Below are 18,550 nucleotides of genomic sequence, written 5' to 3' on the forward strand. Positions count from 1 at the left end.
TTAAACGTCCAAATGAACAGATAAAACTGGTTCATCTTCTGGCACAAGGCGAAGTTGCTCATAGTGTAAATAGCCAGGGGCTGATAGATCATCGTGAAAAAGCGTATTGGCCTGAACATCAATAGATAGTTGTGAAGATAAGGCCACTTCGGTATGCGGTATTGCTTCCTGCGTCAGCTGCATTAACGCCCATACTGTGTGATGGGCTACCAACTGATAATGAAGCGCCTGCTGATGTTGTCGTTGTTCACTAACAGCGGACAAAGGTTTGATAGCCAAATCCTGCGACATAGCACCTGCTTCATTGCTTTTGGTAGCCAGTTCCATTTTAGAAGATGTCTGTTGCGATGAACGTGTCGATGTCAGCATAAGAAGGATATACCTGTTCTAGTCTACGAAGGAGTATAGCCCATTAAAAATACAAAAGAAAAGACCTAACTTAAATTATTTGCGTACGCGTCTTTAGCCGACACTTACGTATGAATGAAGGTAATCAGATCATTAGTCGGTTTGTGAGCAATAATACACCTGGCCTAGTTAAAAATGGACTCGGTGCTGTCCATGATTTTTATGCAGATGGTGTTCAATTCGACATTATGGGAGTTGACATCGGCTGGCACTTTGCACTTAGAAATGAACAAGTGCACTTTCTTCCTTCACTGTAGAGAGCATCCTTGAGATGATCTCTGCATGGATTGGATTGGCGCAAATTCCTCTCTTCGATACATACCACAATGTTCAGAATTGATTAGCATGGTGGTCGCTAAAGGTTCAGGACCACCAGGTATCAAATCAATCCGGATATTGTTAGCAAGATCGTTATAAAGATGCTTGTCTACGTCAATATTAAATTTCTTAAGTACCTGGTGCACTTTCAGTTTATTCACTTCACCGATTAGAAATTCTGGAGAAGTAACCGACCCGCTTAAAGCAGGAAACGATTCTCCGAATTCAGATTTACCATATTCCAATTGCAAATCACTAAATTTTTCGTAATTAATATCGTAGAAAGCATTCTTTCCAATGAGCATATTCTTAATTCTAATCTCTTCTGAGGGGCGCTCCTGAGCTTTTATAAATGCCTTCATTTTTGCATCACTTTCAAAACCCAGTGAGCAACCTATAAAGGCTGGATCAATATCTCTATAAATCTGTTTATATTCTTTCCAATTTGCATGTTTAGGCAGCCACTCGTGGCCTTCATCATAAGAAGAAGGCTCGTATAAATGTTTTGGAATCGCACATTTGTTTGTTTAATTGCCTCCAAGCGTTATGCATTGCTCTACATTACCTATAGCTTTACGATATTTTTTTATTTGATTATAAAGTTCTTTCTTCTTATCCATTTTAAAAAAATGATAAGCAAATGTTCCTTTACTTCCTTGAATCACGGCGACAACACATTCGCATACGTTAGGTGCGAGGATATAATTCAAGTCATATTTATTTTTAGGAATAAATACACCTTGCGATATATCGATGGATAAAGGCTCAAGTCCACGCCACATATTTATACAACATTTTAATGACACACAAGCATAATCATACAACACACCAAACAATTATTCAATACAATATTATAAAATAGTGCAGAAAGCCACATTCACGTTTGAAGTGCTCAAATTGATAGCCTCTGGCCCTTGGTTTAGCTGCTTGAATAATAGGATTGAGTCTCTCAAGGATGCCATTTTCATCTGACTCTCTTTCAAACGCAGGATCCCATCCCAGTGATTTTTGACCATTTTAGCGGCCTTGATCATTGGCTCAATTGACCTGCTCCCCATTATGATACCATTTAGAAGTAGGGTCCTGAGTTTATATAAGAATGCTTTTTTTGATCATGGCCTAGGTTTTCACGGAGCGTGTCACTACGTGTGTTTGCCCCATCTCCCCCGAATGTTTAGCTCTCTGGAAGGCCGAAGCCATTAACGAAGCAAACGCTTCCAACTGGTTTACCTGCGAAACTGAGAACTCACATTGCTCCTTGTGGGGAATAACAGCCAAAACGCCAACAACCTGGCTTTCCGTAATTGCTGGGATATAAAATCCCTTTGCCGCAGGAAGCGTATCCGTGTTGCGTCCTGTGGCAGAACCGTTTTCCATGGTTTATCTTGCTACATTTTCTTCTTTTAGGTTACCTAAATTAAAACGTTCCGGAAATACGTGCAATACGTCATCTGAAAATGTATAGATTCCCACATCAGCATCAAAAACGACCCCGATATGCTTTATAACCATATCAGCCATTTCACGTATGGTTTTAGCCGAGGACAAATCTCTAGTTAACGCGTATAACATGGTGGTTTCCGACTCACGTTTTCGAGATAATCGTGTTTGATGCGACATTCGAGCGGCTTGCGATCCCACAATAAGGCTGGTGATAAACATGATATTAAAGAGAAAATAATCATCCTGCTCAAAAAAATTCAAAAACGTATGTGGAAATGTAAAAAAGAAATTATATGCAAAAACACCTATAACCGATGCAAAAATAGAGGGGCCGGTTCCAAACCGCGAAGCAATCACAATGACACCGATAAGATAAAACATCATGATATTATCCATGCTGAGTTTATCGACCAACAATAATCCCACAACCGTACTTAAAACCATCAGCAAAAAGGAAAAAACATAATTAGAAGGACGTGCAACTAATTGACGCCAATAGGATTGAAACGGTTGCTCTACCACAACGTCTTGTGAAACGGTTGTTATCTCTAACCCAGCCCCATAATCAATTAATTGCTTTGGAAGCGATGATTGAAAAAGTCTTATCCTGGGCGATTGATGTCGATGGCCTACGACGATTCGGGTAAAGCCATAACTTCGCGCATAATTAAGAATTTCTTCCAGTGCATTATTACCTGTTAATCGCACAATATGCGCACCCATTCTCTCTGCAAGCCGCAAATTCCGATCAACAGCCACCCTGGCTTTATCCAATAAACGAAAATGCTGACTGGTTTCTACATAAAGTGCATACCAGGGTGCCTTATTTCGATTGGCCATACGCTTAGCATGCCGTAGCACATGGGCCGTTAAAACATCATGGCCAACACACACTAAAATTTTTTCACCGATCTGCGCTTCATGTTGGCCTTGTTCTGCTGTTAGCGTGTCCATTTGCGCATCCACACGCTCGGCCGTCCGCCGCAGTGCCAATTCCCGTAATGCAACGAGATTGGTTTTCTTAAAGAAATTCTCAACTGCATGCTTATCTGCATCAGGGCCGATATATACTTTTCCTTCACTTAACCTTTTTAGAAGTTCGTCTGTTGGGATATCAACCAACGCAATATCATCAGCCTTATCAAATAATTGGTCAGGAACCGTTTCACGGACATTAATCCCGGTTAAGCGGGCGACCAGATCATTCAAACTCTCTAAATGCTGGACATTCAGCGTGGTATAAACATCGATTCCTTTATTAATCAACTCTTCAACATCCTGCCAGCGTTTGGGATGGCGTGAACCTGGGGCATTGGTATGCGCTAGTTCATCTATCAGCAATAAGGAAGGCTTAAGGGTGATCGCCGCTTCCAGATTTAATTCTTTAATCACAATACCACGGTAGGTAATCTCTGTGGGAGGTATCACCTCAAACCCTTCAATGAGCTTCACAATCTCGCTACGGCTATGCGATTCCACCACACCTATAACAACCCGCTTGCCTTCTGCTCGACGCTCTTTTGCCTCATTCAGCATCGTATAGGTCTTGCCCACGCCTGCGGAAGCTCCAAAAAAAATCTTCAACTTGCCATGGGGAGTGCCTCTTTGATCCCGATTAATCTTATCAAGAATTTTATCAGGATTAGGCCGCCGGTCCGTCCCGACTGACTGGTGATGCGCATTATTGTATACCATCGAGTGCCATATTAAGTTTTAACACATTAACCCGCGGTTCCCCAAACAAATTAAATGGACGGGGTTCCCTATGTAAACGAACCAATTCAAGAATTTCTTCCTCTTTCTTATGACGGATATTTGCAATACGCGGCACTTGATATAAAGCAGCCGCCATACTGATATGAGGATCCAAACCACTGGCAGATGCCGTCACTAAATCAACAGGTATTGCCTCACTACTGGTAGGACTCCATGCTCTCAATCTGTTCGCTCTATAGGCAACCAGACGCCATAATTGAATATTATTGACACTTAAATTTGATCCATTCGAGGCCGACGCATTATAAGGAAAATGCAACGTGGCTGAAGGGCGGGCCCAAAAATGACTAGGATCTGAGAAGGGTTGACCAATTAACGCTGAACCGCGAACGTTTCCTTGCTTATCATGCAATAAGCTACCCTGTGATTGATTAGGAAAGAAAACATGTAATATTCCGAAACAGACAAGGGGATAACACACACCGCAGATGAGTGTCAGCACGAGTAATAAACACAATGCAGGACGAATCGAACCAGTAAGCGTTTGCATCTTTATTCCCTAAGTTAAACCGATAAAATTAAGCAGCATATCAATGAGCTTAATACCGATAAACGGCGTGATCACGCCACCTACCCCATAAATCACAATATTTCGTTGCAACAACGCTTCGGCTGAAACTGGTTTATATGTGACGCCTTTGATCGCAAGTGGAATCAACATCAATATAATCACTGCATTAAAAATAACTGCCGACAATATCGAGCTAAGCGGGCTTGCCAGCCCCATAACGTTGAGTGCCTTTAATGATGGATACGTTCCAACCAAGGCAGCTGGAATAATCGCGAAATATTTTGCCAGATCATTCGACACACTAAACGTTGTTAACGCTCCACGTGTCATTAACAATTGTTTTCCAATTTTAACAATCTCAATCAATTTGGTGGGATCTGAATCCAGATCCACCATATTGCTAGCTTCTTTTGCTGCTTGCGTGCCCGAATTCATCGCCACGGCAACATCCGATTGCGCCAGTGCAGGAGCGTCGTTGGTGCCATCGCCAACCATGGCTACCAGCTCCCCACCTTCTTGCATTTTTCTAATATATTTAAGCTTGGCTTCGGGTGTGGCCTCGGCAATAAAATCATCCACACCAGCTTCATTGGCAATAGCAGCGGCTGTTAGTGGATTATCGCCGGTGATCATGACACTCTTAATGCCCATTTTCCGAAGTTCGGCAAGGCGCTGCTTAATATCGTTTTTAATAATATCTTTGAGATAAATAACACCCAGAACCTGAGCATTTTGGGCAATCAATAAGGGAGTTCCGCCCTTTCTGGCAATGTCTTCAATCTGGCGTTTAACCTCAATAGCAACATGACCACCAAAGCGGTTGACAACATTTTCAATTGCATCCCCTGCTCCCTTCAAAATCTGCTTGCTGCCAAACATGACACCACTTGTACGTGTTTCTGCGGTAAAGGGGATGAAGCTTACTTCTGACTGTTGATCCGTGCTTTCCTTAACGCCATATTTTGCTCGTGCTAGAGCTACGATACTTTTTCCTTCAGGCGTTTCATCGGCAAGAGAGGCAAATTCTGCTGCTTGGGCCATTTCCTGTGCGGTAAAACCTGGAGCTGGAAAAAACTCAACCGCTTGACGATTACCGATAGTAATTGTCCCCGTTTTATCGAGGAGTAAAATATTAATATCGCCTGCGGCCTCCACTGCCCTTCCCGATGTTGCTATCACATTAGCATTAACCAAACGCTGCATCCCCGAAATACCAATAGCCGATAATAAGCCAGCAATGGTGGTTGGAATAAGGCAAACCAGCAACGCAATCAGCATCGTTACCGTTATACATTGTCCACTTCCGGCTTGCTCTACACTGTATTTAGAAACAAAAAAAAGCGTAAAGCACACCAGTAAAAAAATGCCCGTGATACCCATGAGCATCGTATTGAGTGCCATTTCATTAGGTGTTTTTTGACGGCGTGCCCCTTCCACCAATCCAATCATCCTATCTAAAAACGATTCACCCGCATCAGCACTGATGCGTACCACAATAAAATCAGATAGCACTTTCGTTCCCCCGATAACAGCATCACGATCCCCTCCCGATTCACGTATCACCGGAGCGCTTTCGCCAGTCACAGCGCTTTCATCGATCGAAGCAATTCCAACCATCACCTGCCCATCTGCCGGAATAACATCACCAGCTTCAATGAGGACTAAATCATCCCGCATAAGTCGGTTAGCTGCCACTTTTTTATAATTATCCAGGTTATCTATGTGAGATAATTTTTTGGCTACAACTTCTGACCTGGCTTTTTTGAGCGACTCGGCCTGGGCTTTACCTTTTCCTTCGGCTAAGGATTCCGAAAAATTAGCGAACAACAAACTAAACCATAGCCAAAACGCAACATGGCCAACAAACCAGATAGGCTCCCTTGAAATAATCGCATGGGGAATATAGAGTCTCCAGACAAAAATAACGGTTGTGATCATGGCTCCAAGAAAAACAATAAACATCACCGGGTTACGCATTTGATAACGTATTCTCAAACGCAACACAGATAATAAAAGCGCATCAAGCATCTGTTTTGAAAATGCGGTACAGTCCTTTTTCATTTACGCCCTATCAAATCAGTCGTTGAATTTAGCTGTTCCGCAATAGGCCCCAGCGCTAATACAGGAAAGAAAGTCAATACGCCCACTAATATCACAACGCCTATGACGAAAAATACAAATAATGGCCTGTGTGTTGGCAATGTGCCAGCAGATGGTGGAACGGGCTGTTTTTGCGCTAAGCTACCAGCCAGTGCAAGCATGGAGATGATGACCGAGAACCGCCCTATCAACATGATCAATCCTAACACCAGATTATAAAAAACATTGTTGGCTTTTATGCCTGCAAACGCGCTGCCATTGTTAGCGGCGGCGGAGGTAAAGCTATAGAGAATTTCGGTAAATCCTTGGGCTCCTGGATTAAAAATTCCGTCTTTCCCCGCTTGGGTTAATAACGCGAACGTCACACCGATTAATATCGTAGCACAGGGTGTTAACACCGCAATCATTGCCATTTTCATTTCAAAAACTGATATTTTTTTCCCTAAATATTCGGGCGTTCTTCCTACCATCAGCCCCGCTAGGAAAACCGTAATAATGACATAGGCAAGCATTCCATATACACCTGAGCCAACCCCTCCAAAGATAACTTCGCCAAAGTGCATAAATAAAAGTGGTATCATTCCACCTAAAGGCGTGTACGAATCATGCATCGAATTCACAGCGCCATTTGCCGAAGCGGTGGTGATCGCAGCAAACATGGTGGAATCTATAATGCCAAACCGCACTTCTTTTCCTTCCATATTACCACCCGCTTGATTATCACTCGCCAACTGGTCAATATTCAACGCATTAAATTTGGGGTTACCTCCTTGCTCCACCCCATAACCAATAAAAAGTAAAGGTATAAAGACAATAAGCATAATGGCCAGGTACGCCATTCCCTGACGCTGGTCGCCAATCATTTTGCCAAATGTATGGCAAAGTGACGCAGGTATCAGCAGCATTGCCAGTAATTCAAAAAAATTAGAAACGGGCGTTGGATTTTCAAACGGATGGCTAGAGTTGACATTATAATACCCTCCGCCATTCGTGCCTAATTGTTTAATGGCTATTTGTGAAGCGACAGGCCCTACCGCAATTTCCTGGGTAGAAATCACGGTATCACGTAATTCTTTTCCCGACACATGATGGATTGGTTCAAAAAATGGTACATGCAGGGAGGATTGAAAGGTTTGAATAACACCCTGGCTCCCAAGTATAACCGCCAATAGACACGATAAAGGTAATAGCAGATACAGATTAGCCCGCACAACATCTACCCAGAAATTTCCTAATTCCTCAACCTTCTTACGCTTAAGCCCTCTGATCACCGCCATTAAAACAGCTATTCCTACCGAAGCCGAAATAAAATGCTGGGTCGTAATCCCCACCATCTGGCTGAAATAACTTAAATCACGTTCACCCGCATAGGACTGCCAATTGGTGTTAGTAACAAAACTCACAGCCGCATTAAAGGCTAAATCAACAGCTAGGTTGGGACGATGCAGCGGATTAAGTGGTAAATAGGCTTGCAGGATAAATATCGAATAAAGGACTAAAAAACCTGCGGCAGTAAAAATCAAGATCGCACCCACATACGCTTGCCACGTCATTTCCCTAGCAGAATCAATACCACAGAGCCGATAACATATTTTTTCTACCGGATAGACTATCCGATAGAGACACGTTTTTTCACCAGAAAAAACCTTAGCCATATACGAACCAAGAGGCGTTATACACAGTATCAACAAGCCTAGAAACAGGCAGATTTGTGCAATACTATTGGTGGTCATATCCCAAAGAATCATAGATAAAACAATTAATGCTTGAATGAGTCTAAACGCATTGTCGCTGTTAATCGTTACTTGAACGTTAATAACTGGCAAAAAGGACATGAACATGCAGCATGCGTGACAGATACCATCCCTAATCTGACAGAACGTGGAATTGAGCTAGTAAAACGTTAGGAGTGGCCGTTTGGACTGAGCCACATAATTACATCGACCTCGCTAGTGGATTAGATTTTCCTTGACCCTGTGATGCTTTATGCCTCTCAGCATAATTGATAGATAAGTCGTCCTTACTTTTCAATATTGTTGCAATACATTTTTGTGGGGCATTTGTTTGACGTTGAACCTGGTTGGGACACACTACACGCTTAATGACACGATCAAGGACATTCTGCGGTTCAGAATTCTTTGCTTCAAGAGGGATATTCCCTTCTCTTCCACATAATAAAAATAAATCTGAAAAAATGCATTTTTGTTCGTTGTGCGTAATTGTTTTTTGAAGATCAAAACCAATTTCTTGAAGTATCTCAGCAATTTTTAATTTTTGTTCACCCGTAAGTTCTTTATTAGAAATAAGTCGATCAGCAAAAAGCTCACTTTTTTCTAAACATAATCCTAGTTGTGAAAGCGCACGACTATCACCTGTTTCTAATCTCAATGTATCAACTAAAAGTAAAATCTTTGGTTCCAAAATAATCATCAGGGATATCTGTTGAATACCCTGGTTCGTTGTCCATAATTTCTTTAAAATATTCTTTTTTGTACCACAATCCTGCGCTAGAAAGAACTCATATAGCTTTGCGGACTCGCTGGAGGGAGACACTGAAAATCTTAGAAATTCGCTCTGGACTTGACGCAACAGCTTACTTAAATTGATTTGGTATTCAGGGGGTAATCGTTCAGCTAGTGGTAATGGTGGAGTTGCTTGTGTCATATCAAAAAGCACTATTTTGTCATTCTCAAGTTGGGTAATCACCACGTCTGCCATCTTCTGCATAAGGGTATTATCATTTTCATGTAAGCCTAAATGACGAATAAATTGGTGGGCTATGAGATGCTTTACCAGTAATGTTTCTTGTCCTATAATCTGTTGATACACTTCCCATAACGGTGAAATGGATTTGACATATTCATCAGTTCCTTGGAGCACAACCAGCTGGTGAATACGCACAAAGAGTTCCCTCGCTTGATCTTCTGCCTTGTATAACATCAGTTCATCTAAAACTATTTGTCTAATTTCTTCTTTTTGTATTGTGTCTACTTCATTGGTTCTAAACCACTCCATAACAGCATATTTAATTTCAATAACATCAAGTTCAATACGTTGATCACTGCAATAATGCTGATAAAAATGATCGAGTAAATGGCCGCCTTCATGAACGAGAGTTGCAACCATCTCTTTAGCCGACTCAGAATGCGATACATAGAACTCGGTATTAAACTTACGAGAATCTTTAATTAAAAGAATGAGATCATCTATTATAAAGGGATCGTACGATCTTGCATTGTAAACGCCGCCTGCCAAGGGTAGCAAAGGAGATAAACTAGATACCAAGGAATCGGGACAAACCACCACTTGGGCTAAACCCGCCTCTGCAAGCAGAGTTAAACCATGTAAACGTGGGCGAAGTGTTGGGTTTTGTGAATAGAGAGATTTCATGATTGGGGCAACTAGCTCCCGATCTTGCGCCTGGCTTGCAAATATCATAGATTGCCGACTTTCATTTATAGAACCATCAAAACCTAATCCTAATATAGATTTATCGTTAACTTTTATTTGTTGAAGAATTTCAGTGTGGATTTCATTAAGATACTTTTTAACATTCAGTCCAGCAGCATCCTTGGTCCATAATATTCCTTGAAAATTCGCTGTATTGGTAATAGCCCCACGATCCATTAAAGCTTTAAAAATGGCAACATTATTGGATTTTGCTGCAAAATAAAGCGCTTGGTTTCCATCATCATCAAGTGTAAGCTGCATTATTGTTAACGGCCGATGAAACGGACGAAGATGAAACGGACGAAGGCTTGGGTTACGCCCTTTAGCGAATATGGCATTACCCTTACATTATAGCCATTCACCTTCCCCTCCTTTTATGCTATAACCGCTTAGATGACCTACCAATCATTACGCGATTTCATTGCAGAGCTTGAAAGAAACGGACAATTAGTGCGGGTTAAAGAACCTGTGTCAACCGTACTGGAAATGACCGAAATCCAAACGCGTCTGCTTGCAGAACAAGGCCCTGCGGTCCTCTTTGAACATGCCTATAGCGAGCATGGCGCTTCGCCCATACCTGTGCTCATGAATCTCTTTGGTACGATAGACCGTGTGGCTCAGGGCATGGGCGTCACAAAAGACCAATTACGCGAATTAGGACAAACACTGGCTTTTCTCAAACAGCCTGAACCTCCTGGTGGCTGGAAGGAGGCATGGGATATGCTGCCCATCCTTAAAAAAGCCATGGCGATGAAACCCAAACTGGTCAAACATGCCCCTTGTCAGGACGTGGTTTTCACAGGTGATGAAATCGACCTTTCCACACTCCCCATCCAAACGTGCTGGCCAGGGGAACCAGCTCCACTCATTACCTGGCCACTAGTGGTTACCAAAGGCCCTTCTTCCGACAAAGTAGATCATTATAATCTTGGCATTTACCGGATGCAGGTCGTTGGAAAAAACAAGACCTTAATGCGTTGGCTTAAACATCGTGGCGGAGCACAGCATCATCAGCGCTGGAAGGAACAAAAAACAGAACCCATACCCGCAGCCGTTGTTATTGGTGCCGATCCTGCCACCATCCTTGCTGCCGTTACCCCCGTACCCGATACACTTTCTGAATATCAATTTTCTGGTTTGCTGCGTGGTAAAAGCTTGGAGCTAGTGGCCTGCAAAACGATTCCTTTGGAAGTGCCCGCGCACGCTGAAATTATACTTGAAGGCTATGTCAGTCTAGATGAATACCAGGATGAAGGCCCCTATGGTGACCATACCGGTTATTATAATTCGATAGAACCATTCCCTGTATTTACACTTACCGCCATCACCATGCGAAAAGACCCCATTTACCTCACCACCTTCACCGGTCGACCACCCGATGAACCTTCCGTACTGGGTGAAGCATTAAATGAAGTCTTCATTCCTTTGCTGCAACAACAATTCCCGGAAATCATTGACTTCTGGCTGCCACCCGAGGGTTGTTCCTACCGTATCGCTGTCGTCAGTATCAAAAAAGCGTACCCCGGACATGCCAAGCGCATTATGATGGGAGTATGGTCGTTTCTGCGCCAGTTTATGTATACTAAAATGGTGATTGTGGTTGATGATGATATTAATTGCCGCGATTGGAAGGATGTGATGTGGGCCATTTCAACGCGCAGTGACCCCGGACGCGACCTTACCGTAATCGAAGGCACCCCTATGGATTATTTGGATTTTGCCTCCCCTGTTTCTAACCTTGGCAGTAAACTAGGCATTGATGCCACCAACAAACTGCCACCAGAAACCAACCGCGAATGGGGAGCGCTTATCAGTATGGATACCGACATAGTTGATAAAGTCAGCCAAATGTGGGATAAACTTGGACTGCCAACCAGCGGCAAACCTATTTGGAAATAAAATAAACCATGCCTCATAAACCTTCACCTCCCTCTGCCCCATCGGACCCTTCGGCTGAAAAGCCTATGCGTCTTGCCAAAAGAATGGCTGATGCCGGTGTGTGCTCGCGCAGAAAAGCCGAAGAAAAAATCCTTCAAGGGTTAGTCAAAGTCAACGGTAAACTCGTAGAAACACCTGCATTTACAGTAGTCTCTACCGATAGCGTCGTGGTTGAAGGAAAGCTCCTTGAATCACAAAGGCCAGCTACCCGCATGTGGATATTTCATAAACCCACCGGCTGTTTAACAACCCACAGTGATCCCCAGGGACGTGCCACTATTTTTGATATCCTCCCCCGCGACTTACCTCGGGTAATTACCATTGGTAGGCTTGATTATAATAGTGAAGGATTATTGCTGCTCACCAATAATGGTGAAGTGGCCCGCTATTGTTCGCTGCCGCAAACCGGATGGAAACGTAAATACCGGGTAAGGGCCTTTGGTGCTATCCCTCATAAATTTAAAGAAAAAGTAGCCAGTGGTGTTACCATTGACGGCATACGCTACGGTGCCATTGGTATTGAAATAGATTCTACCAAAGAAGAAAGCCCCAACCACATACCAAATCCGCGTGCTCGACAAAATTTCTGGTTTACGGTGACATTAACCGAAGGCAAAAACCGCGAAATCCGTAACGTGTTTGAACATTTCGGCCTGGCGGTTAACCGCCTTATCCGTACAGCTTACGGCCCCTTTAACTTAGATGAGCTTCCGCGTGGCAAAGTCCAGGAAGTGCCACCCAAATTTATCAGGAATTATCTCCCATGACCATGCACATTATTACCGGTAAACATCGAGGCGCCCGCCTCGAAACACTCGATTCAAAACAATTGCGCCCTACCATGGGCAAAGTACGGGAAGCTTTATTCAACATTCTCTGCCACGGCCCCATGCTTGCCCCCAATTACCTTGAAGGGCTGGATATACTCGATATTTTCTGTGGTTGTGGATCGCTGGGTTTTGAAGCCCTCTCACGCGGGGCCAAATCCGTTACGTTTATTGATAGAAGCCGCGAAGCTTTGGATATCGTCAAAAAAAATGCCAAACATCTGCGTGAGGAAGAGACTTGCCAGTTCGTCTGCACCGATTCTAGCCGTCTGCCCTCTGCCAAACAAGCTTATCATCTGGCTTTTATCGATGCTCCCTATGACCAAAAACTCACCCTGCCCTGCTTAACATCACTCGCCAAAGGCGGCTGGCTTAACCAAAACGCCTTAATCTGCGTTGAAGTCAGCAAAACCGAAGACCTAGTATTCCCACAAGGTTATGTACTTGATGACGAAAGGCATTATGGGCGGACGAAATTAGTGTTTTTGCGGTATAGTTCATAGATATCTCCCCTATCGATATCATAATAAGGATACGATGGTGCACATTAATCTCGTCACGATTCAGCTGCCCATTCGGCCAGGAGGCCATTCTGCCCCCCCCCCCAAATAGGGCGGCATCGATTTCTCAGCTTAATAGGCTTAAGCACACCTTGATATTCCCCTCATATTAGATTATGATGGTCCCTCTAAAATAAATAGTATTGGTCCAATGGAATTAGGCTTTTCCGAAATATTATTAGTTGTCGTGGTGATCCTTATTTTATTTGGAGCTGGAAAGCTACCTACTGTGATGCATGATCTGGGGAAGGGAATACGTCAATTTAAAGAAGGCGTTAAGGATGTTGCAGCAGAGTCACAGCACGAACCACCCGGTGATAAAAACAGCTCCTAACTATTTTTTTAATTTTTATTAAGGCTTTTTTTAATCCCTTCCATTAGAGTGAATATATGTCTGTTTCTGAAATAAAACATTTCCTTCTGGGTAAACCCCTTGACCCGTTTAAGAGTGAGACTCGCAAGCACATTGCCCTCATTACTTTTTTCGCTTGGATTGGTTTGGGTGCCGATGGAATATCATCGTCATGCTACGGTCCTGAAGAAGCCTTCCTGGCCTTGGGTGGACATACTCAATTAGCTATTTTCCTGGCATTCGTAACCGGTATCACCGTATTTCTAATTGCCGCTGCATATCTGCAGGTGATTGAGCTTTTCCCCAATGGTGGTGGTGGTTATAAAGTCGCTTCTACACTGCTTGGCCCAAAAGCCGGACTGGTTTCTGGATCTGCCCTTATTATTGATTACGTGCTGACCATTGCTATTTCGATTGCCAGTGCCGTAGATGCTGTCTTCAGTATGTTACCTCATCAATTAAGCATGATAGAACTTCCCATAAAAATTGCGGCGGTGTTATTACTCACCTACCTTAATTTAAGGGGGTTAAAGGAATCTATTAAATTCCTGATGCCAATCTTCTTGGGCTTTATGATAACCCATTTGATTTTGCTTGGTTATGGAATCTCTGTCCATTTTAACGGAATGGATGACATTTTACCTAATGCCATTAACGAAACCACTAAAACCGCCAGCACTATGGGCTGGGTAGCCTTACTGGCTTTATTTTTTAAAGCCTTCTCTTTAGGAGGTGGTACCTACACAGGATTAGAAGCTGTATCCAACAGTCTCCATAACCTGGCAGAACCTAAAGTTAAAACCGGTAAAATGACGATGTTCTGTGTGGCAATCTCCCTGGCTGTTATGGCCGGTGGTATCATCATGCTTTATCTGCTTTGGGGCGTACAGCATGTGGAAGGCGAGACTCTGAATGCCTCAGTGTTTAAATTGATTACCGCCGATTGGCAGATCGCAGGATTTTCGCTATCACCGGTGGTTGTGGGTGTAGCCTTAGCATTAGAAGCTGGATTGCTTTTCGTTGCTGCTAACACTGGCTTTATTGCTGGACCATCCGTATTAGCAACCATGGCCGTCGATCGTTGGGTCCCCCATTTCTTCACCGCACTTTCAAGCCGTCTGGTAACCAAAAATGGTATTTTGTTGATGGGAGCTGCCGCTATCGCTGCGTTGATTGTTACCCACGGTGATGTGAGAATATTGGTGGTCCTTTACAGTATCAACGTGTTTCTTACTTTCAGCCTGTCATTGGCAGGTATTACCCGCCATCGCTGGATTAACCGCCATAAAAAAGGTGAACTCCTTAAACTTTACATCCCATTCCTGTCTTTCCTGCTGTGTGTATCGATTTTGATTACCACCTTGTTTGAAAAATTCCTGGAAGGCGGATGGATGACCGTCTGTATCACCAGCCTTTCTATTCTTGGCGGTTATATCGTCAACCGCCATTATGTGACCGTTAAAGAACGGGTTGAACAGGCCGAAGCTGAACTTTCCTATACATTTGCCTGTGAAGTTCGCCCCAATGCAGAAACACCTACGATCGACAATACCCTGCCTACAGCTGTTTTCTTCGTAAGCGAGCTCAATGCCAGCGGAATGCACAGTTTTATGTGGGTGCAAAAAAACTTCCCGGATGTCTTTAAAAACTTCGTGTTTGTGACCGTACGCGAAATCGACAATGAAGAATTCGTGGACGAAGATAAATGGTCTGAAACCCAGAAAAACACCAAACAACTTTTACGCCGTTACGTAGCTTACTGTAACTGTAAAGGCCTGCCCAGTGCCTATTATCATTCGTACGGAACCGATGTCCTGCAAAAACTGACTGATCTCAGCGATATCATTATCAGCGACTATCCCAATGCTAAGTTCTTCTCCACCAAACTTACCTTTGATAATGAATCGATTTTATCACCTATTCTCACCCCTATTCTCCACAACCAGACCGCCTATATGCTGCAAAAGCGTCTCCATAATAAAGGGATACCTCTGATCGTGGTGCCTTTAAAATTGTAGTTGGGACAAAGATCTGCTATCATCTTGCTTAGGAGATTTTTATGACTATCTGGCCTGGCGATAATACCGTTTCTGTTCGTGATGTTTTTAACATTGAAAGTGACTGGGAAGTCCCTGCTTTTGCCAAGGCAAGCGAACATGTACCGGCTATTGATCCCGATTATTATTTTGACCGGCAAACAACGCTGGCAATTCTGGCTGGCTTTGCCCATAATCGCAGAGTACTGGTTCAGGGTTATCACGGCACAGGGAAATCAACCCATATTGAACAAATTGCTGCTCGGCTTAACTGGCCATGTATCCGGGTTAACCTCGATGGCCAAATTAGCCGAATTGACCTCATTGGTAAAGATGGCATTACAGTCAAAGAAGGTAAACAAATCACTGAATTCAGGCCCGGTATTATCCCCTGGAGTATGGAACGACCGGTTGCTCTCGTGTTTGACGAATACGATGCAGCCCGCCCTGATGTTATGTTTGTGATCCAGCGCCTGCTTGAACAACAAGGCGCATTAACGCTGCTCGACCAAAACCGGGTTATACAGCCGCATCCAGGTTTCCGCCTCTTTGCCACCGCCAATACCATTGGCCTTGGCGATAGCACTGGCTTATATCATGGCACCCAATTGATTAACCAGGGACAAATGGATCGCTGGAACATAGCGACTGTTTTGCATTATCTCCCGCAACACGCAGAAGAAACCATCATCACCCAAAAAATTCCAGCACTTACCCGCCCCAATCATCACGATGTTATTAGCAAAATGGTAACTATGGCCAATTTAACCCGTGAAGGTTTTAAACAACAGCACATTGCCTCGGTCATGTCTACGCGTACTATCATCAGCTGGGCCGAAAATTATCTTATTTTTGCTGATTTAGAATGGGCCTTTTGTTTGAGTTTCCTCAATAAATGCGATGAAGTCGAACAGCCTATTATCGCTGAGTATTATCAGCGCTGCTTCGGCAAAGAACTCATTCTCCCATCGACAACTCCAGCCAACGTGTATGCCTAATCCATCTGCTAACCTTTTTCCGCGCCCGGTGGAAATGGCCGCTCGTGTCCTTGCCAGGGAAGATAAACTCCATTTCCAATTTGACCGTCAGTCTTCATCACTTGATACGGTGCTGAGTACCCATACGCATCCTGTACCCATTAAAATAAGCCAGGAGTTTAATCTTCCTGATAAAAAATCGGCGTTGCGCGGCTTGAGCGATATGTTTGCCTTATGGAAACGTTATCACGATGTGAGTATTTTTACGAAACAGCAGCCGAATAACCCCTTATCCAAAGAATTATTCCTAGCTGCCGAGCAAGTGCGTACCGAAGCACTGGGTTCAAAATATTTGGAAGGTGTCCGACATAATATTGCAGCTAAAAGCGACGAAGATGCCAAAATGTTAGCCTATAGTCTCATACTAGGGGAAGACAAGATTCCTCTCCCTGTACTGTTTCAATCGATCCTACGCAAATATTTTCTGGATATACCCTATCCGCATCTACTAGCACCCCATCTTAAAAAAGTCGATTTTTGGATCGAAAACACCATCCAGCATGAACTGATGAAAGCTTTTCTAGCATGGGATAACCAACCATTATATGGCCAGCTTATGCTAGAAGCTATCCGCAAAATAATGGCACTGGATATATTAAATGAGAGCAGCCAATCCACATCGTCGGCTGCACCGAATGCTGACCAACAGATAGATCACACCGACCAGCCAATGGGCGAGACAGAAGGCACAGAAAATTCCCAGCAAACGGTCACCACTTCTCAAACCGGTACGTCGATGGATGCAAAAGAATATGGCAGCACTCTAGGACGTGGTCACGAAGTGGATGAAGTGGATGAAACCCCATCCACCGAAGTACAGGTTCCGGATCATACACCGTCTTATTCGTCTTCGAACCAGGACATGCTTCCTTATCAAGCCTATACCACACAATATGACGATATCAGCCAAGCCTCAAGCCTATGCAGCCATTCGGAGTTAATCCGTTTACGAAAGCAACTCGACGATAAACGTGCCGCCCTTCCCGTTACGACCCGTTTATTAGCTAACCAATTAATGCGCCAGCTCATGTCAAAACAGCAGCGTCATACTCATTTGCATTTGGAAGAAGGTATCCTCGATAGCCGTAAGCTGGCACAAATCGTTGCCGATCCTCACTACCCCCAGCCCTATATGTGGGAGGAAGCTGCGAAACAACTTGATACCACAATCACCCTGCTTGTAGATAATTCAGGCTCTATGCGTGACCGTCCTATTTTAATGGCCGCGTTATGCGCCGATATTTTGGCAGAAAGCCTAGAACGCTGTGGTATTAAAGTAGAAATCCTCGGCTTTACCACCGTTGATTGGCGCGGCGGACAATCCTTTAAGTTATGGCAGGCCAATGATAAACCCCATAAACCTGGTCGTTTAAATGATCTTAGGCATATCGTCTATAAATCGGCTGACGTACCTTGGCGACATGCTAAACCTAATCTTGGCCTAATGCTTAAGGAAGGATTACTCAAAGAAAATATTGATGGTGAAGCCATTATCTGGGCCTGTAACCGCCTTGCTAAACGTCCTGAAAAAAGGCGGATCCTGATGGTTCTCTCCGATGGCGCACCTGTGGATGACGCCACTTCTACTCATAACCACGCGTCCTACCTTGACCAACACCTTCGTTTGGTTATTCAGCACATTGAGCAATTTTCCTCTATCGAATTATGCGCTATCGGTATAGGCCATGATGTCAACAGTTACTACCAGCAAGCCGTAACCATCCGTGAAGTAGACCAGTTAGGTTCCACAATGTTTATGGAATTAGCGAAAATGTTTGGTAAACGCTAGAATAA

The 18,550-nt window shown here is 43.7% G+C and carries 16 protein-coding genes; 7 read left to right on the forward strand and 9 right to left on the reverse strand.

Going from position 1 to position 18,550, the window contains the following annotated elements; all coding sequences use genetic code 11:
• The 9 genes from IPP74_01650 to IPP74_01690 form a co-directional block, all read right to left on the reverse strand.
• A complete protein-coding gene (locus tag IPP74_01650; GenBank protein ID MBL0317999.1) occupies positions 1 to 369 on the reverse strand; it encodes a hypothetical protein in 369 nt (122 codons plus the stop codon).
• Positions 370 to 656: 287 nt separating this feature from the next.
• On the reverse strand, positions 657 to 1,088 hold the full coding sequence (locus tag IPP74_01655) for a hypothetical protein (GenBank protein ID MBL0318000.1): 432 nt from the start codon (positions 1,086 to 1,088) through the stop codon (positions 657 to 659).
• Positions 1,089 to 1,253: 165 nt separating this feature from the next.
• Positions 1,254 to 1,508: a hypothetical protein gene (locus IPP74_01660; protein MBL0318001.1), complete on the reverse strand. Its 255-nt coding sequence runs from the start codon at positions 1,506 to 1,508 to the stop codon at positions 1,254 to 1,256.
• 337 nt (positions 1,509 to 1,845) lie between these two features.
• Positions 1,846 to 2,103, reverse strand: coding sequence for a GAF domain-containing protein (locus IPP74_01665; GenBank protein MBL0318002.1), 258 nt, complete (start codon positions 2,101 to 2,103; stop codon positions 1,846 to 1,848).
• A gap of 3 nt (positions 2,104 to 2,106) precedes the next feature.
• Complete coding sequence (locus tag IPP74_01670) at positions 2,107 to 3,864, reverse strand: sensor histidine kinase KdpD (protein ID MBL0318003.1); 1,758 nt, start codon at positions 3,862 to 3,864, stop codon at positions 2,107 to 2,109.
• A complete protein-coding gene (gene kdpC, locus IPP74_01675; protein MBL0318004.1) occupies positions 3,851 to 4,435 on the reverse strand; it encodes a potassium-transporting ATPase subunit KdpC in 585 nt (194 codons plus the stop codon). Before kdpC ends, IPP74_01670 begins: the two co-directional genes overlap by 14 nt.
• 9 nt (positions 4,436 to 4,444) lie before the next feature.
• Positions 4,445 to 6,484, reverse strand: a complete 2,040-nt coding sequence (kdpB, locus tag IPP74_01680; protein MBL0318005.1) for a potassium-transporting ATPase subunit KdpB — start codon at positions 6,482 to 6,484, stop codon at positions 4,445 to 4,447.
• A gap of 29 nt (positions 6,485 to 6,513) precedes the next feature.
• Positions 6,514 to 8,289: a potassium-transporting ATPase subunit KdpA gene (gene kdpA, locus IPP74_01685; protein ID MBL0318006.1), complete on the reverse strand. Its 1,776-nt coding sequence runs from the start codon at positions 8,287 to 8,289 to the stop codon at positions 6,514 to 6,516.
• 202 nt (positions 8,290 to 8,491) lie between these two features.
• Positions 8,492 to 10,267, reverse strand: a complete 1,776-nt coding sequence (locus tag IPP74_01690) for a hypothetical protein (GenBank protein ID MBL0318007.1) — start codon at positions 10,265 to 10,267, stop codon at positions 8,492 to 8,494.
• Positions 10,268 to 10,399: 132 nt separating this feature from the next.
• Here IPP74_01690 and IPP74_01695 point away from each other — a divergent pair, with 132 nt between their 5' ends.
• From IPP74_01695 to IPP74_01725, 7 genes are all read left to right on the forward strand, one after another.
• Entirely contained in the window at positions 10,400 to 11,905 is a 1,506-nt protein-coding gene (locus IPP74_01695) for a UbiD family decarboxylase (GenBank protein ID MBL0318008.1), read from the forward strand.
• 8 nt (positions 11,906 to 11,913) lie between these two features.
• Entirely contained in the window at positions 11,914 to 12,711 is a 798-nt protein-coding gene (locus IPP74_01700; GenBank protein ID MBL0318009.1) for an rRNA pseudouridine synthase, read from the forward strand.
• Positions 12,708 to 13,274 carry a 16S rRNA (guanine(966)-N(2))-methyltransferase RsmD gene (gene rsmD, locus IPP74_01705; GenBank protein MBL0318010.1) on the forward strand — a complete coding sequence of 189 codons (567 nt, stop codon included), beginning with the start codon at positions 12,708 to 12,710 and terminating at the stop codon, positions 13,272 to 13,274. Before IPP74_01700 ends, rsmD begins: the two co-directional genes overlap by 4 nt.
• Positions 13,275 to 13,482: 208 nt before the next feature.
• Positions 13,483 to 13,665 carry a twin-arginine translocase TatA/TatE family subunit gene (tatA, locus tag IPP74_01710; protein MBL0318011.1) on the forward strand — a complete coding sequence of 61 codons (183 nt, stop codon included), beginning with the start codon at positions 13,483 to 13,485 and terminating at the stop codon, positions 13,663 to 13,665.
• 56 nt (positions 13,666 to 13,721) lie between these two features.
• Positions 13,722 to 15,701: an APC family permease gene (locus IPP74_01715; GenBank protein MBL0318012.1), complete on the forward strand. Its 1,980-nt coding sequence runs from the start codon at positions 13,722 to 13,724 to the stop codon at positions 15,699 to 15,701.
• Positions 15,702 to 15,742: 41 nt separating this feature from the next.
• A complete protein-coding gene (locus tag IPP74_01720) occupies positions 15,743 to 16,717 on the forward strand; it encodes an AAA family ATPase (GenBank protein ID MBL0318013.1) in 975 nt (324 codons plus the stop codon).
• Complete coding sequence (locus IPP74_01725) at positions 16,620 to 18,545, forward strand: cobaltochelatase subunit CobT (protein MBL0318014.1); 1,926 nt, start codon at positions 16,620 to 16,622, stop codon at positions 18,543 to 18,545. The genes IPP74_01720 and IPP74_01725 overlap by 98 nt, the downstream gene beginning before the upstream one ends.
• Positions 18,546 to 18,550 lie beyond the last annotated feature (5 nt).

The sequence above is a fragment of the Alphaproteobacteria bacterium genome (assembly GCA_016722515.1).
GTDB lineage: Bacteria > Pseudomonadota > Alphaproteobacteria > Rickettsiales > JADKJE01 > JADKJE01.

Excerpts from the sequence above, each read along its gene's own strand:
- IPP74_01700 (MBL0318009.1), top strand. The coding sequence starts at position 11,914 with ATGCCTCATAAACCTTCACCTCCCTCTGCCCCATCGGACCCTTCGGCT.
- IPP74_01660 (MBL0318001.1), bottom strand. The coding sequence starts at position 1,508 with ATGTGGCGTGGACTTGAGCCTTTATCCATCGATATATCGCAAGGTGTA.
- IPP74_01695 (MBL0318008.1), top strand. The coding sequence starts at position 10,400 with ATGACCTACCAATCATTACGCGATTTCATTGCAGAGCTTGAAAGAAAC.
- kdpA (MBL0318006.1), bottom strand. The coding sequence starts at position 8,289 with ATGACCACCAATAGTATTGCACAAATCTGCCTGTTTCTAGGCTTGTTG.
- IPP74_01650 (MBL0317999.1), bottom strand. The coding sequence starts at position 369 with ATGCTGACATCGACACGTTCATCGCAACAGACATCTTCTAAAATGGAA.
- IPP74_01690 (MBL0318007.1), bottom strand. The coding sequence starts at position 10,267 with ATGCAGCTTACACTTGATGATGATGGAAACCAAGCGCTTTATTTTGCA.
- IPP74_01655 (MBL0318000.1), bottom strand. The coding sequence starts at position 1,088 with ATGAAGGCATTTATAAAAGCTCAGGAGCGCCCCTCAGAAGAGATTAGA.
- IPP74_01720 (MBL0318013.1), top strand. The coding sequence starts at position 15,743 with ATGACTATCTGGCCTGGCGATAATACCGTTTCTGTTCGTGATGTTTTT.
- kdpB (MBL0318005.1), bottom strand. The coding sequence starts at position 6,484 with ATGCTTGATGCGCTTTTATTATCTGTGTTGCGTTTGAGAATACGTTAT.
- rsmD (MBL0318010.1), top strand. The coding sequence starts at position 12,708 with ATGACCATGCACATTATTACCGGTAAACATCGAGGCGCCCGCCTCGAA.
- IPP74_01665 (MBL0318002.1), bottom strand. The coding sequence starts at position 2,103 with ATGGAAAACGGTTCTGCCACAGGACGCAACACGGATACGCTTCCTGCG.
- tatA (MBL0318011.1), top strand. The coding sequence starts at position 13,483 with ATGGAATTAGGCTTTTCCGAAATATTATTAGTTGTCGTGGTGATCCTT.
- IPP74_01670 (MBL0318003.1), bottom strand. The coding sequence starts at position 3,864 with ATGGTATACAATAATGCGCATCACCAGTCAGTCGGGACGGACCGGCGG.
- IPP74_01715 (MBL0318012.1), top strand. The coding sequence starts at position 13,722 with ATGTCTGTTTCTGAAATAAAACATTTCCTTCTGGGTAAACCCCTTGAC.
- kdpC (MBL0318004.1), bottom strand. The coding sequence starts at position 4,435 with ATGCAAACGCTTACTGGTTCGATTCGTCCTGCATTGTGTTTATTACTC.
- IPP74_01725 (MBL0318014.1), top strand. The coding sequence starts at position 16,620 with ATGAAGTCGAACAGCCTATTATCGCTGAGTATTATCAGCGCTGCTTCG.